Annotated in this window: 16 protein-coding genes; 2 read left to right on the forward strand and 14 right to left on the reverse strand. The window is 35.3% G+C overall.

All coding sequences use genetic code 11. The features are described 5' to 3' along the window. Positions 1–59: 59 nt before the first annotated feature. The 10 genes from COB47_RS09070 to thyX form a co-directional block, all read right to left on the reverse strand. Complete coding sequence (locus COB47_RS09070; protein WP_013291078.1) at positions 60–1,475, reverse strand: phenylacetate--CoA ligase family protein; 1,416 nt, start codon at positions 1,473–1,475, stop codon at positions 60–62. Between the two features lie 164 nt (positions 1,476–1,639). Further along, a complete protein-coding gene (argS, locus tag COB47_RS09075) occupies positions 1,640–3,325 on the reverse strand; it encodes an arginine--tRNA ligase (RefSeq protein WP_013291079.1) in 1,686 nt (561 codons plus the stop codon). Further along, the gene (locus COB47_RS09080; protein ID WP_013402656.1) at positions 3,322–3,759 is read right to left on the reverse strand and encodes a DUF1934 domain-containing protein; all 438 of its coding nucleotides are present in this window, start codon (positions 3,757–3,759) and stop codon (positions 3,322–3,324) included. Before COB47_RS09080 ends, argS begins: the two co-directional genes overlap by 4 nt. A gap of 29 nt (positions 3,760–3,788) precedes the next feature. Further along, positions 3,789–4,592, reverse strand: coding sequence for a glutamate racemase (gene murI, locus COB47_RS09085; RefSeq protein WP_013291081.1), 804 nt, complete (start codon positions 4,590–4,592; stop codon positions 3,789–3,791). 7 nt (positions 4,593–4,599) lie between these two features. Then, the gene (locus tag COB47_RS09090) at positions 4,600–5,694 is read right to left on the reverse strand and encodes a D-alanine--D-alanine ligase family protein (RefSeq protein WP_013291082.1); all 1,095 of its coding nucleotides are present in this window, start codon (positions 5,692–5,694) and stop codon (positions 4,600–4,602) included. A gap of 86 nt (positions 5,695–5,780) precedes the next feature. After that, a complete protein-coding gene (locus tag COB47_RS09095; protein WP_013291083.1) occupies positions 5,781–7,184 on the reverse strand; it encodes a phosphoglucomutase/phosphomannomutase family protein in 1,404 nt (467 codons plus the stop codon). A 119-nt stretch (positions 7,185–7,303) separates the two neighbouring features. Then, entirely contained in the window at positions 7,304–7,939 is a 636-nt protein-coding gene (locus COB47_RS09100; protein WP_041742793.1) for an RNA polymerase sporulation sigma factor SigH, read from the reverse strand. Between the two features lie 95 nt (positions 7,940–8,034). Next, on the reverse strand, positions 8,035–8,541 hold the full coding sequence (locus COB47_RS09105) for an NYN domain-containing protein (protein ID WP_013291085.1): 507 nt from the start codon (positions 8,539–8,541) through the stop codon (positions 8,035–8,037). Continuing rightward, positions 8,525–9,286: a 23S rRNA (guanosine(2251)-2'-O)-methyltransferase RlmB gene (rlmB, locus tag COB47_RS09110; RefSeq protein ID WP_013291086.1), complete on the reverse strand. Its 762-nt coding sequence runs from the start codon at positions 9,284–9,286 to the stop codon at positions 8,525–8,527. The genes COB47_RS09105 and rlmB overlap by 17 nt, the downstream gene beginning before the upstream one ends. After that, positions 9,273–10,064, reverse strand: coding sequence for an FAD-dependent thymidylate synthase (gene thyX / locus COB47_RS09115; RefSeq protein WP_013291087.1), 792 nt, complete (start codon positions 10,062–10,064; stop codon positions 9,273–9,275). Before thyX ends, rlmB begins: the two co-directional genes overlap by 14 nt. A gap of 101 nt (positions 10,065–10,165) precedes the next feature. Here thyX and COB47_RS09120 point away from each other — a divergent pair, with 101 nt between their 5' ends. Together COB47_RS09120 and COB47_RS09125 are read left to right on the forward strand one after the other, a co-directional pair. Beyond that, positions 10,166–11,185, forward strand: a complete 1,020-nt coding sequence (locus COB47_RS09120) for a DnaD domain-containing protein (protein WP_013291088.1) — start codon at positions 10,166–10,168, stop codon at positions 11,183–11,185. Then, entirely contained in the window at positions 11,172–12,200 is a 1,029-nt protein-coding gene (locus COB47_RS09125) for an ATP-binding protein (RefSeq protein WP_013291089.1), read from the forward strand. Before COB47_RS09120 ends, COB47_RS09125 begins: the two co-directional genes overlap by 14 nt. 53 nt (positions 12,201–12,253) lie before the next feature. On the opposite strand, the gene fabZ is transcribed toward COB47_RS09125, so the two are convergent. The 4 genes from fabZ to COB47_RS09145 all read right to left on the reverse strand — a co-directional run bounded on the left by fabZ (position 12,254) and on the right by COB47_RS09145 (position 15,919). Then, positions 12,254–12,676 carry a 3-hydroxyacyl-ACP dehydratase FabZ gene (gene fabZ / locus COB47_RS09130; protein ID WP_013291090.1) on the reverse strand — a complete coding sequence of 141 codons (423 nt, stop codon included), beginning with the start codon at positions 12,674–12,676 and terminating at the stop codon, positions 12,254–12,256. Between the two features lie 26 nt (positions 12,677–12,702). Further along, positions 12,703–13,968 (reverse strand): ArsB/NhaD family transporter, encoded by a 1,266-nt coding sequence (locus COB47_RS09135; protein ID WP_013291091.1) that lies wholly within the window; start codon positions 13,966–13,968, stop codon positions 12,703–12,705. After that, the gene (locus tag COB47_RS09140; RefSeq protein WP_013291092.1) at positions 13,968–14,351 is read right to left on the reverse strand and encodes a Mini-ribonuclease 3; all 384 of its coding nucleotides are present in this window, start codon (positions 14,349–14,351) and stop codon (positions 13,968–13,970) included. The genes COB47_RS09135 and COB47_RS09140 overlap by 1 nt, the downstream gene beginning before the upstream one ends. Before the next feature lie 86 nt (positions 14,352–14,437). Continuing rightward, positions 14,438–15,919 carry an aminotransferase class I/II-fold pyridoxal phosphate-dependent enzyme gene (locus COB47_RS09145; protein WP_041742795.1) on the reverse strand — a complete coding sequence of 494 codons (1,482 nt, stop codon included), beginning with the start codon at positions 15,917–15,919 and terminating at the stop codon, positions 14,438–14,440. Positions 15,920–15,982: the final 63 nt, after the last annotated feature.

Raw genomic sequence — 15,982 nt, forward strand, 5'->3', positions numbered from 1 at the left:
GTCCTCCCTTTCTACAAAATTTTTTTATTAAATTAAAAAACACAATAAGGCACTCTAAATTACAAATCAAAAGCGAATATCGTAAATACAGAAACTGCTATCTTTAAAAATGAGAGCAAAGCTCTCATCGCTGGAATTTTGTATTCTCTCACTATATATCTAACCTTTCCGGAAGGACCACATTCAATTTCATTCACATAATCAACCTTTATCGAAATATCTCCAAACTTGCTTTTAATATTTTTTATGAACTTCTCAACCTCACTCTCACTAAATCCTTTACCTTTTACAATCTTTAGTGTCATATTTTCCAAATCATGCTGAACAAGCTGATACTGCAGCACTCCTTCCATCTCTCTTGCTAATATATTGAAAAAGTGACTGTCATAAACCTCTCCATTCTTTGTGACAAATATCTCATCAATCCTACCATCTATTTCCTTAATAGTAGGAAATCCTACTCCGCAGTCACAGCCTTCATCATCAAGGGTCACCACATCACCAAGTCTATATCTTAGCCTTGGCATTACATAATTATGAAGATCTGTTACTAAAATTGACTTTTTATTTTCATTCTCTAATCCTTCGATATCCACAAACTCATAAAATCCCGTCAAGGTCATCAAATGCATCTTACCTTTTGGGCACTGATACGCTATTATTCCGCCATCCCTTGCACCATATTCGTTTATTACAGGGCATTTAAATACTTCTTGAATTAAATCCTTTTGGTATTCATATAAATTTTCAGCTGTGGTGACAACTCCCTTGAGTTTCAACTTCAAGTCTATACCATTTTCTTTTAAAAGATATGCAAGTTTATATGCGGCAGAAGGATATGCGTATATATACAAAGGTTTGAATCTCTTGATTCTTTTTGCAATTTTATTTATTGCCTTCTCGTTTATATCCCATGAAGAAATTATAAGCCTATTTTTCAGAATTCGCTCTTTAATCTTACCTTTCAAATCCTTGACATTAGCAATGTCACTTCTTGAAGCCCAAAGCATCAGACACCTATCACCAATGTTTATCCCCCACCAAGAAAGTCCCAAATACCTTGCTGCTTCATACCACTCAACAGTTTCTCTGTCCATGTAAAACTTTACAGGCTCACCAGTAGACCCGCCTGTTCTATTTAAAATGCATTTTGAAAGATCTGCTTTTTCTGATAAGTAAAAATCTCTGTTTTCTGAAAACTCTTTTTTTTCCAAGATGGGAAATTCTTTTAAAGCTCTTTCTGGATAAACTTCTATTTCTTTTTTGAGATAGTCGTACTTTTTATATGCTGGGACGTGTTCAATACAATATAACAACAGCTTTTTGAGCTCTTCCCTTTGAACATCCTCAATTTTTTCTTGAGAAGCTCTACTATTTTGTGACAAAATCCTTAGTTTCTTTCTTGTTGTGTTTCCTTTAAAAATTTCCATTAAAGAAAAAAATAAATTTCTTATAAGCAATCCAATAAAATCCATATTCAAAACTTCCATTCCAACTTTTTTAATTTACTATTCAAATTATATCACACACTTCAAAAAACAAACAATAGATTAAATGATTTTAATTAGATTTTTGTGAAAAATAAATAAAAATGTCTCTTACCCCTTTGTGAAAAATGGGTAAGAGACACCGAAAACAATTACATTTTCTCTGGAGCGTCAACCCCAAGCAGTCTTAGCATGTTATTTATGACAATTCTTACACACTCAACAAGAGAAAGCCTTGTAAACATCAGTTCTTCATTTTCATTTTTAACTCTGCACGCGTTATAAAAAGCATGGAACATAGATGCTAAGTCTAAAAGATACTTTGTCACTCTGCTAACGTCTAAATTCTTTGCTGCTATCTCAATTTCTTCAGGAAGTTCTAAAAGCTTTTTCAAAAGTTCAAGCTCTTCCTCTTGTTGCAAAAGTTCTACTTTTATTTTACTTTTATCTAATACAATCCCTTCTTCTGAAAGAGCTCTAATGATCCCACATGTTCTTGCGTGAGCATACTGAACATAAAATACAGGGTTGTCAAGTGTCTGCTGGGTCACAAGGTCTAAATCTATTTCAATATGGGTGTCTGCTGACTTTGTATTGAACATAAACCTTGCAGCATCTTTGCCTATCTCGTCAATCAGGTCAATTAATGTTATTGCCTTACCTGTTCTTTTTGACATTCTAACAACTTCTTTACCTCTTACTAATCTTACAAGCTGCATAAGAATGACAATAAGCCTTTCAGGGTCAATTCCAAGCGCCTTCATTGCAGCTTTCATTCTTGCAACATGTCCGTGATGGTCAGCGCCCCAGATGTCTATCACAATGTCAAAGCCTCTTTTTTCAAACTTGTTTCTGTGATAAGCAATATCAGCTGCAAAATAGGTTGGAATCCCATTTGCTCTTATCAAAACCTCATCTTTTAAGCTCTTATCTATCTTTGATGCTACAAACCACAGTGCTCCATCTTTTTCATACGTGTATCCTCTTGATTTTAAATCTTCAATTGTCTCAAAAACTTCTCCACTTTCATAAAGGCTACTTTCATGAAACCATACATCATATTCTATGCCATATTTTCTCAAGTGCTCTTTCATAAGCAAAATATTTCTCTTTAGGGCAAAGTCGACAAGCTTTTTTCTTCTCTCATCTGAGGATAAATTCTCCAAATCATCCCCGTGTTCATCTAAATATTCTTTTACCCTTTCGATTATATCCTCACCATGATAGCAATCTTCGGGAAGATCTATATTTTCACCCTTGAGCTGTCTATATCTAATCTCAAGGCTCTGTCCAAACTTTTCTATCTGGTTTCCTGCATCATTTACATAAAACTCTTTTGTGACATTGTATCCTGCCCATTTTAAAAGGTTTGCAAGACAATCACCCAGCGCACCTCCGCGGGCATTGCCCATGTGCATAGGACCTGTTGGATTTGCTGATACAAACTCAACCATCACTTTTTTGCCATTTCCAATATTTACTTTTCCATAGTTATTGCCCTCAGATAAGATAACCTCCACAGCTTTATAAAGCCATTCTTTTTTGAAAAAGAAATTTATAAATCCTGGACCTGCCACTTCAACCCTTTCAATAAAGGTTTCCGACAGGTCAATGCAGTTTAAAATGTGTTGAGCTATCTCACGCGGGTTTTTCCTTAGTTTCTTTGTAAGTTCCAGCGCAATATTTGTTGCAAAATCACCGTGAGATTTCTCTTTTGGTTTTTCAATCATTATATCTGGAATGCTGTCAAGCTCAAATATTCCCGTCTCAATACACCTTTTTATAGCATTTTGAATAACACTTTTTACCTGCTCTTTTGCGAGTTTTACCAAGTTCAATTTTTTACACCTGCCTCTTTGATTTTGAGTAAAAAGTCATTTTCAGACATCATATGCGAATCCAAATCTATGGCATACTCTACTAAAACCTCTCCACCACTATCATCCAAGTCAACTTTCATCTTCTTTGTATAAACTCCAATCATGATAACTCCCTGGTCGGTTATATATGTGGAGATATGTCTTTTGCCAGGCTCAAATATAAAGGTTGATGTAACATCACCCCAGCGGATTAAGGTTATAAGGTCGGGTTGAATCTTAAAAGTTGTTGTGGTACCTGCAAGCCCGGTCAGTTCACTTTCCTTATATGTCACAAAATAACTTTCTCCTTTTTTATAGAACTTGCCTTCTGTGAAAAATTCTATGCTATTTTCAAAGCTGCTTACGGGGTATTCCTGCGTACCTTTAACATAAATCAAGACGTCTTTTTTCATACCTTCACACCCCAAAAAATGCCTATTTATCAGTATTTCTCAATGTCTATTTTTTCTTCACACTTTATTTTTTCATTTAAAAATATTGAAGCTACAGACTCAAATTTTTTGAGATTGTCACTTGCATAAAAATAATATGTTGGTTCTTCGCTGGAATTGTTTAGCATATCATTCTCTTTTAATACTTCAAACACCTGCTTAGCTGTCTCAAGTGCAGGATTTATTAACATAACGTCCGGCAATACTTTTTTTATGACATCCTGTAAAAAAGGATAGTGTGTACATCCCAGAACAAGAGTATCTATTTCTTTTTCACTGAACTCTTCTAAGTACTCTTTCGCAACAAGATAAGTTACCTCTTTATCTGTCCACCCCTCCTCTACAAGCGGAACAAAAAGAGGACACGGCTTTGAAAAAACCTTTATGCTACTATCAAGCTCTAATATCTTTTTTTCAAAAGACCCGCTTGCTATTGTCCCTTCTGTGCCTACAACGCCAACTCTTTTATTTTTAGTGGCATTTACTGCTGCCTTAGCACCCGGTTCAATTACTGCAACAATAGGAATATCGAAACTTTTTTTCAAAGTTTCATATGCATAAGCAGAGGCAGTATTGCATGCCACAACTACAATCTTAACATTTTTCGATAACAAAAACCTTGTGTTTTGCATAGCAAACTTTGTAACAGTCTCTTTAGACTTAGAACCATATGGAATTCTTGCTGTGTCACCAAAATATACAATGTTCTCATTTGGCATAAGACTTACAATCTCTTTGAAGACAGTAAGTCCGCCCAAACCAGAATCAAATATACCGATCGGTCGCAAATCCATAGCTATTTCAGCCCTCTTTGCTGTATTTTATGCTTTTTTTCTGCTCATTCTTCTCAATGGCAAGAGAAATTAGTTTATCAATGAGCTGAGAATATGGAATACCACTGAACTCCATAAGTTTTGGATACATCGAAATACTTGTAAAACCAGGTATTGTGTTTACCTCGTTGAAATACACTTTGTTCGTATCTTTATCAACAAAAAAGTCCACTCTTGCCATTCCACAGCACTCAAAAATTTTGTAAATCCTTGCTGCCAAATCTTTTATCTCTTCAGTAACTTCTTTTGGAAGTCTTGCCGGGATGATGAGCTCTGATGAATCATCAATATATTTTGCTTCATACGAATAAAACTCTCTTGATGGAATTATTTCACCCGGCTCAGACACAAATACCTCATCATTTCCCAAAACTGCACATTCTATCTCCCGAGCGTTTATAGCCTGTTCAATCAAAACCTTTGTATCATACAAAAAAGCCTCATGTATCGCCAAAACAAGGTCTTCTCTATCTTTCGCTTTTGATATACCCACAGACGAGCCTGAGTTTGCAGGCTTTACAAAAACAGGATACGAAAACTCACTCTCTATTCTTCTTATGAAATAATCTTTTTTAGCTGAATATTCGTTTTTGTATACAACTAAAAAATGCCCCTGTGGTATTCCTTCTAAAAGCGCAAGCTTTTTAGCAAATGCTTTGTCCATACATATAGCCGACGAAAGAACACCGCAGCCCACATACGGTATGTTAGATAACTCTAAAAGTCCCTGAACTGTCCCGTCCTCACCATTCAGTCCATGCAAAACCGGAAAAACCACGTCAATGTCGATAAAGGTAGCCTCGTTATCTTTTATTTTTACAAGTGCCTTTTTGGTTCTATCAGGAGAGACAAAACATTCTATAGAAAACTGAGTCCATTTGCTATCCAAATCTTCAATTTTGCCTGTGTACAAGAGCCATTTTCCTTCTTTTGTTATACCTATTGGAATTATTTCGTATTTTTCCTTGTCCATATTTTGCATAATTGATTTTGCCGAAACTATGGATATTTCGTGCTCTGTTGAAACTCCTCCAAACAAAACAGCAACTTTTAACTTGGTCATTATCAGAATTACCTCCAAAAATATGCTTTTTGTATTTTTATATATTCATCAAGCATACAACTTTATTACATTTAAAGTCGCATTTTCTACAAACCAAGATAACCTTTCACATCAAGCAAAATTTCCTCTAATTTTTTCTCATCCGGACTTTCACCATAAATTCTTATAAGGTCTTCTGTCCCAGATGGTCTTACCAAAAACCACGAGCTATTTTCAAGGATAACCTTTAGACCATCTCTTGTCCTATACTCTGTACATTTCAACCCTGCCACTTCACTTTTACCAAAATTTTTTATTCTTTCCAATGCCTCTTCTTTTTTCTGATGAGTTGTTCTAACATCAATTCTTTTATTATAAAGCTTTCCATACTCAGATTCAATGCTCCTTAAAATTTCTTTTGGAGATTTTTGAAGCTTTGCAACTGCCTCTGCAACCAAAAGGTCAGCCAAAATCCCATCCTTTTCAGGCACATGCCCTTTTATGGAAAGCCCTCCAGATTCCTCTCCACCAATCAAGGCATCCTCTTTCATCAAACACTCTGCAATATATTTAAACCCAACAGGTGTTTCAATGCAACGCATATTGTGTTTCTCTGCAATTTTGTCGAGCATAGAAGTTGTTGCAACTGTCCTTGCAATTGTCGATGCTCTTCCGCGCGTTTTTATCAAATAGTCTGCAAGCATAAAGATTACTTCATTTGCCGAAATATATTCCCCGTCCGGATTTACAACTCCAAACCTGTCTGCATCCCCATCTGTTGCAAGGCCTAAGTCAAATTTTTCGCTCTTTATAACCTCTAAAAGGTCTTTCATATTCTCCAAATTAGGCTCTGGCAAATGTCCACCAAAAAGCGGGTCGCGCCAATTATTAATTACCTTTACTTCACATCCAAGCCTCTTGAGCGCTTCATCAACATACCCTATCCCACAGCCATACATAGGATTTACAAGAACTTTTAAAGTTTTCCCTTCAAATGCCTTTTTGTCTATCAAGTTCAAAACATCATTTATATACTCTTCCTTGTGGTCAAAGTATTCAATGAGCTTCTCATCAGGATTTAAACTGCCAAGTCCTTCTTTCTGTATTCTTTCCACGTTTTTCACTATCTTATCTGTAATCTGTGTGTTGGCAGGTCCGCCATAATGTGGAATAAACTTTATTCCATTGTAGTAATATGGATTATGACTTGCTGTTATCATTATTGCTCCGCTTACACCTTTTTTAACAACAGCATGTGCAACAGCCGGTGTTGGAATCGGCTGTTTTGAAAGAAGAACGTGTATTGCATTGCTACTTAGAACTTCGGCACATACCTTTGCAAAATTTTCTGAGTGAAATCTATAGTCATAGCCAATAATTATTGTCGGATTCTCATATACTTCTGATACATATTCAGCTATTGCCTGAGCAACAATTTTTACATTTTCAAAAGTAAAATCATCTGCTATAATTCCTCTCCAGCCATCTGTTCCAAATGTGATCTTTCTCATCTTTTTTACCCTCCTCCAAAAAAGATTGGACAAATATATTATAATATAGTTTGAATTTTTTACAACAAACAAAAAAATGACCGGGCATAAATATTATTTAGCCGGTCATCTTTCTTTGTTCATTTGTCGGCTGGAGTCAAGTACTTTTCAATCTTCTTTTTAACCCTTTGAAGAGCATTGTCGATTGACTTTACATCCTTGTGGATCATATCAGCAATCTCTTGATAACTCCTTCCTTCCAGGTAAAGGCTCAAAACCTTGAACTCAAAAGGAGAAAGACATTCAGTAATAACATTTATAGCGTTTTCAAGCTCCTCCTTTGTAATCATAACCTCTTCAGGGTCAGAAATGAATGTGTCTGCTAAAGTGTCAATAAGTGTCCTTTCGTCATTTTCTTCGTACACAGGCTTGTTAAGTGATATGTAAGTGTTAAGAGGAATATGTTTTTGCCTGCTGGCAGTTTTGATTGCAGTTATCATCTGCCGCGTAATGCACATCTCTGCAAACAATCTAAACGAAGGATATTTTGTCTCATCAAAATCACGCACAGCTTTAAACAAACCTATCATGCCTTCTTGATAAATATCCTCCTTGTCAGCTCCAATCAAAAAGTACATTCTACACTTTGCCTTTACAAAATTTTGATATCTACAAAGAAGTTCTTCAGTTGCTTCCTTTATTCCTTCTCTTGAATATCTTACCAATTCCTCATCTGGACATTCTTTAAAATTCAAAAGCCATTTTTGCAATGTCAAGGCAATATGCCTCCTTAAGTTTTTAAGCCTTGTTAAGAATTCAAAGAAAAACCTATCACAATAATTATATATTATTGCTAAAGCTTCTTTCAAGCTCATTCCAGATTTTTTTTGAACTTCTCCAGTTTGCGAATAATATCATCTTCTAAAGCATCTTCTAACTTGCTATTTTTATACATCTTTTCTTTTACTTTCTTCTCAATTTCTTTTCTGTAATGTTCAATCTCGTGTATAAGTTCTCTTGGAGGTATTCTCAAAGCACCATCTCCAAGGATTATGAGCTGTTCTAAATAGTCTGAGGTTACAACACCAATCTTTTCGTTTTTGCTGTTCTTGTAAACATATTGTTCTATGTAGTTGTCAGCTGTTTCGCCCTCTTTTGTGAATATTACTTCTACATTGCTGATGGTTTCCTTTCTCCGCATAGATCCCTTAACTAAGTGTGAATCAAACACAATAGTAATTTTATACCCTTTGTAGCCCGAAAAATCTGCTAAAATGTCAATTAACTTTTTTCGTGCACTGTCCAAATCCTCTTCAGCAATTTTCCTTAAGTTCTCCCATGCGTTTATAAAGTTGTATCCATCAACCATCAAGTGCACCTTTGATTTCTCCTTCTTTAAGTCTTTGTTTCAAAACCTCAAAAAATATGATACCGGCCGCAACAGATGCATTAAACGAATTGATATATCCTTTTTGTGGGATTTTTATCAAAAAGTCAGCGCCTTCTTTCACAAGCCTGGAGATACCTTTTCCTTCAGAACCTATCACAATACATGTTGGAATAGTAAAATCACACTCATAAACAGGTTTTGGACTACTTGCATCTGCAGCAAACACCCATATGCCCTTTTCTTTCAGTTCCTCAATAGTCCTTCTTAAGTTAACAACCCGTGCAATCTTCATATACTCAATAGCACCTGCAGAAGCCTTTTCAACAGCTGGTGTAACAGGACATGAATTTCTTGCTTCAATCACAATTCCATGCGCTCCACACAAGTGTGCAGACCTTATAATAGACCCAAAGTTCTGTGGGTCAGTTATGCCATCAAGCAAAACTAAAAAAGGAGCTTCTTCTCTCTGCCTTGCTTCAAACAAGATGTCATCTGTATCGCAATATTCAAACTCCTGTGCAATGGCAATGACACCTTGCGGGTTTTTGGTCTGCGCCATTTTATCTATCTTGTTCTTGTCAACAAATTTTACCACAACCCCACTTTGTCTGCAAAGCTCTATTATCTGTGCAGTCTCTTTATCTTTTGCTGAATTTGAGATATACACCTCTGTTATCTTAGCTCCGCTTTTGAGTGCTTCTTTCACAGGATTTTTGCCTTCAATAGTTCTCATATTCCTCCCTCTTTTTTCCAAGATATTTTTCTCTCACCTTTTGAATCTCTCCACAAGAGAACTTTCCTTCCGGGCAATAGCCAAGTCTTATGCATTTAGGTCCTGCAAATTTGAATATGTTTGGCGCAACGTTTTTGACAAGCTCTAAAATCTTGTCAGCAACAGCCCTTATCTCCCACTGAGCTCTGTTACAGCACCTCTCGCTAAAAAAATGTAAAAGCTCTCTTGCGTTCATTGTCATGATAATTTTAGTTTCACAGGCATTTGGAAGAACATATCTTGCGTCCTCTATCGCCATTTTCTCTGCTTTTTTTAAAGCCTCTTTCTCTGAAATTCCTTGCATTTTAAAACTTTCAATGTGCTTTTTTTGAAGCTTTTCAGACAAAATAGCATAACTTTTGGCAATCTGATTCATGGTGTCTATAAAAATATTTTTAAGCTCTTCATCTTCTTCTATGCTTGGTGGAATGACATAATCAAATCCATCCATTTTGACATACCGCTGAGATTGCTGCGAATACGAAGCAATCCTGTGACGGACAAGCTGGTGTGTAAAGCTTCTCGAAACTCCTTCTATCCCAAATGTAAAACTTACATGTTCTAAGGGTGACTGATGCCCCACCTCTACCAAAAAATTCAGAAAGTTTTTAACTGTCTCATCATTTAATCTTTCGAAGATATTCTCAATGGTTGCATTAGAATAACAAAGTTTTGCAGCAGTTGCAACAACCTTTTCAGGCTCCGGTGTGTGGGATAACAAAACAACCTTGAACTTCATAGTTAATTCCTCCATATACAATAATTGCATTTTGCTGGTATAAAAATAAATTAAGTTTTGTGATAAAATTATTGTATCATAAAAAGGGGGCAATTTTATACATGGGAAAGCTATTTATTCTACCTAAACAGCAAAACTTTGTTTTAATAGGCTATGATTTTATTAAAAATCATATGCCTTTTTCTGACGGGGAGTTTGTGAAGGTGTACATATACCTTAAATATCTTTTCCAGAACAAAATTGAAGCAGTTGAAATAGATAGGATTTCAAAGGAACTAAATCTTCTTGAAAGTGATGTTGTAAAAGCACTCGAATTCTGGGCACAGAGAAATCTTATAAGGCTTTCCAAAGATGTTGATGGCAATTTTTCAATTGAGTTTTTGGATGAGATGTTTTCATCTGAAAAGGTTGAAAATGTGCCAACACCCCCAGTTTACACAACAGAGGACTTATCCAGATTTTTTGAGACAGATGAAAAGTTTAGAAACCTTCTTGAATTTGCCCAAAAACAGTACTGCAGGACATTTAACAAAAGTGATATTGATGTTTTGCTTGAGATTTATGACTGGCTAAAACTGCCTATTGAGGTTATATACCTTTTGATAAACTATGTTACAATAAATAAGAACAATAAAAACTTGAAATTTCTAGAACAAATGGCAATTAAGTGGAAAGAGCTTAACATTGACAGCATTGAAAAGGCTGAGGAGTATATAAGGTCGCAGGAAGACACAAGTAGAATAAAAAGGCTTGTTCTTCAGTATCTTGGAATATACAACAGGGCTCCGACCAAGGTGGAAGATGAAATTATGAATGTATGGATAAACGACTGGAAAGTGCCAGAAGATGTAATTATGTATGCTTTGAGCCTTGTGAAAAATGTGAACAATCCCACAGTAAGCTATGTAAATGGTATAATAAAAAGGTGGTATGAGGCAGGCCTTAAGGATTTAGAATCAATTAAAAAGTTTGAACTTGAAAATGCTCAAAAGAAAGAAAAGAGCAAAAAACAATCCTCAAATAAAAAGAGCCTCCGTGAAGAAAGAGACCCATCTACATATACTGCGTTAGAAGAACTTTACAAAAAAGCCTTAAGAGGTAATGCAAATGATGACGAATAAGAAAGAAATATTAGAAACCATAGACAGAATATATAAACAAAGACGCCTTAATGCTGAGCTTTCAAAAGAAAGAAAAATAAATGAGCTTTATGCTAAATCAAAAGAGTTTGCAGATATATGTGACAAAATAAAATTAGCTGGCTTGAGGCTGTCAAAAGCGTCACTGATGCAAAATAAAGAGCAAATAGCTAAATATTCCAAAATTTTAGATACGCTTATCTCAAAAAGGACAAAACTTTTAATTGAGATGGGATATCCGAGCGACTATTTAGAACCAGACTATGTATGCAAGGCATGCCAAGACACAGGTTTTGTTGTCTCAGAAGACAGAGTTGAGGTTTGCAAATGTAGGGCTCAGCTTTTTATTGAACTTTTATACGAACAAAGCAGGTTAAAAGAAATCTTGAAAGAACATAATTTTAGTAACTTTAATCTTGATTTCTATTCAAAAGAAATTGATTTGAAAGAAGGGCTATCACCCTATAAAAATATGCTCAAGATAATTGAAGAAGTGAAGAAGTTTGTTGAAAATTTTGATATGCCAAATCAAAAAAATCTATTATTTTATGGACCAACTGGACTTGGTAAGACTTTTCTTGCTCACTGCATAGCAAAAGAGATAATTGACAAAGGTAAAACAGTAATATTTTTAGATAGTATTTCTTTTTTTGAGATATTAAAGGACAAATACTCCAAAATGGTTCGGCTTTATGATGAGGTCAGCGATGAAGAATACAAAAGCCTTGAAGAGGTTGATCTTTTGATTATTGATGACCTTGGGAATGAAGGGAAAAATACCGAATTTTGTCATGGAGTTTTTCAGAGTTTATTAGACAAAAGGTTTTTAAGCGGTAAAAAAATGGTTATAACAACAAACTACAGCCTTGATGGACTTGTTACTGTTTATTCCGGTTTTATAATGGGAAGACTTCAGGAATATTTTATGTTTCTGCACCTTTTTGGAGAAGACGTAAGAGTTATAAAAGCAAAACTTCAGCTTGAAAAGAGAACATAAAAATATTTTGACAAAGAAAAAGGTAACCAGCTTGAAATCTTGCCGGTTACCTTTTATTTTATGGCAAATAGTAATTCACCTTCACAAACAACTTCTCCATCAACCGTGGCTATTGCTTTTGCCTTGCCGATTGAACCTTTGAGAGAAATTAACTCTGTTTCAATCACAAGAACATCCCCAGGCTTCACAACTCTTTTGAATCTTACTTTATCAATACCTGCAAAAAATGGAGTTTTACCTCTAAATTCTTCTTTCAAAAGCATTGCAACAGCCCCAACCTGTGCCATTGCCTCAACAATTAATACACCTGGCATCACTGGATTTTGTGGAAAATGCCCCTGGAAAAATGGTTCATTGATTGTAACATTTTTAATTCCTTTTGCTTTCTTCCCTTCTTCTATCTCCACAATTTTATCAACAAGTAAAAAAGGGTATCTGTGAGGAATAATATTCATTATCTTTTCAATTTCTATCATATTTCTCTACTACTCCTTTCAGTATGTTACATATAACATCTTATCACCAAATATACAGTTGAAAGAATAATTGTCAGTATCATAGTAGGAAAAGCATATTTAAAAAATTCTCCAAATGAAAGTCTATATCCTTTTTCTTCTAAAAGACCAGACGTCACAACATTAGCTGAAGCACCAATAATTGTACCATTTCCACCAAGGCACGCTCCTAAGGATAAAGCCCACCACAGGGGTTGAACATCGAGATGTCCAAGCTTTTGCATCTCTAAAATTAATGGAATCATTGTAGCAGTAAATGGAATATTATCAACAAATGCCGAAAATATTGCTGACCCCCACAGGATAACAATAGTTGTTAATAACGGATTATTATGGGTAATATTCAACATTGCTTTTGCCAGAATATCTATAACCCCAGTTATCTCAAGACCACCTACTATTATAAAAAGTCCTATAAAGAAAAATATGGTTGTCCATTCAACTTCCTCAAGTACTTCCTTTACATCCACCCCACTTATTAACAAAAGAAAGCTGGCACCAAACAAAGCTATTGTTGAAGATTCAAGTTTTAATTTATCATGGAGAATAAAACCAACTATTGTAAGTCCTAACACAAACAAGCTTTTAACTAAAAGTTTTTTATCCTTTATATACTCACTTTCATCAATTTTGAGAAAAAACTCTTTAAGTTCCTCATCTACTTTTAACTGTTTTTTGAATATAAGAGCAAATATTAAAACTGTAATAATAAGAATAATGAAAATGGCTGGTGTGAGATTATTAACAAAGTCCATAAACGAAAGTCCTGCTTTACTGCCAATCATTATATTTGGTGGGTCACCAATAAGTGTTGCTGTTCCTCCAACATTTGAAGCAAATATGATTGAAATTGCAAAAGGCAAAGGAGAAATATTAAGATCTTCTGTAATGCTCAAAACAATAGGAATTATCAAAAGCACTGTTGTAACATTGTCCAAAAAAGCAGAAGCCACAGCTGTGACAACTGATAAGAGAATCATCATTACAATAAGATTCCCCTTGGAAAGCTTTACTTGTTTTACGGCAATGTATTCAAATATGCCAGTACGCTTTGTTATAAAGACAATGATCATCATTCCTATTAAAAGACCCAGAGTATTAAAATCTATTGCATGATGAATAGCATATTCATAAGAAACAATTTTAAATACCAGCAAAATTCCTGCACCAAAAAGCGCAATAATTGTCCTGTGAATTTTTTCAGTTACTATAAATGCATATACAAGCAAAAAAATTACTATAGCCAAAATCATTATTGATTTCTCCTTTCTTTTGTAAGTGTATCATAAACAATGTTCAAAATATAATATAATCTTTCGTTTTTTCCATTCATATATAGATATCCTATTAAACATTCAAAAGCAGTAGCAAATCTGTAATCAAGAACATCAGCATTTTTGGGAATTGTCTTGCTCTTAGCATTTCTTCCACGTTTAGCAACGCTCTTTTCTTCTTCGGTTAAAATGTCCCAAATAAGTTTTATTGCCTTTGCTTGATTTTCCGCTTTTACGTATCTTATTGATCGTAAATGATAAATATGTGGAGTCAAGTTAGGATTTTCCTCAACAATTTTCGTCCTTATAAACTGTTCATATACAGCATCCCCAATATAAGCATAAGTAAGCGGATTTAACATTTCTCTTTCTTCACCACTTCTAAATTAGTTTTATATTTAAAAACAAAAAGAGCCAAAGCCGTCCTTGGCTCAAAAAATATATTAAATTAATCAGCTGTTCCAAGTACCCTTATTGTATTTACATAAGGGTCGGCTGTACCTTGCAGCTGACAATCCTCTTCTTTCAAAAGTTTTATATAATCAACAAGGTCTTTTGTAATTCTCTCACCAGGCAAAATAAGTGGTATTCCAGGAGGATACGCCATTACCATTTCACCTGAAATCTCTCCTACTGCATTGTCAAGGTCAACAACCTTTTTGGAGCTATAAAAAGCATCTCTTGGCGATACAATTACCTGCGGTGAATGCAGTACTATAGTTGGCGTTTTCACATCTTTGACACCAAGCTTCTTTGCCATATTGCGAAGAGCTTCTATTAGTTTTTCCACACTCTCTTGTGTATCTCCCAAAGAGATTATAGCCAGTATATTGTAAAGGTCAGACATCTCAACCTGTATATTATACTCATCTCTTAAAATTCTTTCAGCTTCATACCCGGTTATACCAAGCCTTCTTACATTTATACCAAGCTTTGTCTCATCAAAATCATAAACACCTGGCGTCCCAATTAGTTCTTTCCCAAAAGCATAAAGTCCTTCTATTTTGTTTATCTCTTCTCTTGCCATTCTTGCAAGTTTTAAAGTCTCTTCTAACATCTCTTCGCCATACATTGCAAGTTGTTTTCTTGCAACATCTATAGAACACATCAGAATGTATGAAGAGCTTGTTGTCATGGTAAGGTTCAAAACCTGCTTTACAGTCTCAGGTTGAATCCTGTGACCACGCAAAAGAAGCACAGAACTTTGAGTAAGCGACCCACCTGTCTTGTGGGTAGAAACCGCGCTCATATCTGCTCCAACTTCCATCGCAGTGAGCGGAAAATCATTATGAAATCCCATATGTGCACCGTGTGCCTCATCTACCAAAACTGCCATACCAAACTTGTGTGCTGTTCTTGTTATAGATTTTAAATCGCTTGCAATTCCATAATACGTTGGATTTATAACAAACACTGCTTTAGCATGAGGATGTTTTAATATTGCCTTTTTAACATTCTCAATTGTAACACCCATCGTAATTCCAAGTTCTTCATTGACCTCAGGTTGAACATATACAGGGATTGCCCCGCTCAGGATTATTCCACCAAACGCACTTTTGTGTGCATTTCGAGGCAGTATTATCTCATCTCCAGGTTCGCATGCCGACATTATCATTGTCTGAACACCGGAGGTTGTACCGTTTACCAAAAAATATGCATATTGAGCACCAAACGCGCTTGCAAATAGTTTTTCAGCTTCATAGATGACACCAATTGGATTGTTTGCATTGTCTAAATCTTCCATACCGTTTAAGTCCATGAGCATGACGTTTTGCCCGACAAAATCGGTAAACTCTTTAAGACCTCTTCCATATTTGTGCCCTGGAACGTGGAACGGTATTATGTTCTTTTCAATATGTCTTTTTACCGCATCAAATAAGGGTGTTTTGCTCTGGTCCTCCTTTGTCACCTTATTCTGCCCTGCCTCCATTTCTTTCTTTGTATTTATAATTTTCTGATTGATAATTATACCACACTGCAATTTTTTTAAAAG

This window comes from Caldicellulosiruptor obsidiansis OB47, from assembly GCF_000145215.1.
GTDB lineage: Bacteria > Bacillota > Thermoanaerobacteria > Caldicellulosiruptorales > Caldicellulosiruptoraceae > Caldicellulosiruptor > Caldicellulosiruptor obsidiansis.

Excerpts from the sequence above, each read along its gene's own strand:
- COB47_RS09070 (WP_013291078.1), bottom strand. The coding sequence starts at position 1,475 with ATGGATTTTATTGGATTGCTTATAAGAAATTTATTTTTTTCTTTAATG.
- COB47_RS09080 (WP_013402656.1), bottom strand. The coding sequence starts at position 3,759 with ATGAAAAAAGACGTCTTGATTTATGTTAAAGGTACGCAGGAATACCCC.
- murI (WP_013291081.1), bottom strand. The coding sequence starts at position 4,592 with ATGGATTTGCGACCGATCGGTATATTTGATTCTGGTTTGGGCGGACTT.
- COB47_RS09090 (WP_013291082.1), bottom strand. The coding sequence starts at position 5,694 with ATGACCAAGTTAAAAGTTGCTGTTTTGTTTGGAGGAGTTTCAACAGAG.
- COB47_RS09095 (WP_013291083.1), bottom strand. The coding sequence starts at position 7,184 with ATGAGAAAGATCACATTTGGAACAGATGGCTGGAGAGGAATTATAGCA.
- rlmB (WP_013291086.1), bottom strand. The coding sequence starts at position 9,286 with ATGAGAACTATTGAAGGCAAAAATCCTGTGAAAGAAGCACTCAAAAGC.
- thyX (WP_013291087.1), bottom strand. The coding sequence starts at position 10,064 with ATGAAGTTCAAGGTTGTTTTGTTATCCCACACACCGGAGCCTGAAAAG.
- COB47_RS09120 (WP_013291088.1), top strand. The coding sequence starts at position 10,166 with ATGGGAAAGCTATTTATTCTACCTAAACAGCAAAACTTTGTTTTAATA.
- COB47_RS09125 (WP_013291089.1), top strand. The coding sequence starts at position 11,172 with ATGATGACGAATAAGAAAGAAATATTAGAAACCATAGACAGAATATAT.
- fabZ (WP_013291090.1), bottom strand. The coding sequence starts at position 12,676 with ATGATAGAAATTGAAAAGATAATGAATATTATTCCTCACAGATACCCT.
- COB47_RS09135 (WP_013291091.1), bottom strand. The coding sequence starts at position 13,968 with ATGATTTTGGCTATAGTAATTTTTTTGCTTGTATATGCATTTATAGTA.
- COB47_RS09140 (WP_013291092.1), bottom strand. The coding sequence starts at position 14,351 with ATGTTAAATCCGCTTACTTATGCTTATATTGGGGATGCTGTATATGAA.
- COB47_RS09145 (WP_041742795.1), bottom strand. The coding sequence starts at position 15,919 with ATGGAGGCAGGGCAGAATAAGGTGACAAAGGAGGACCAGAGCAAAACA.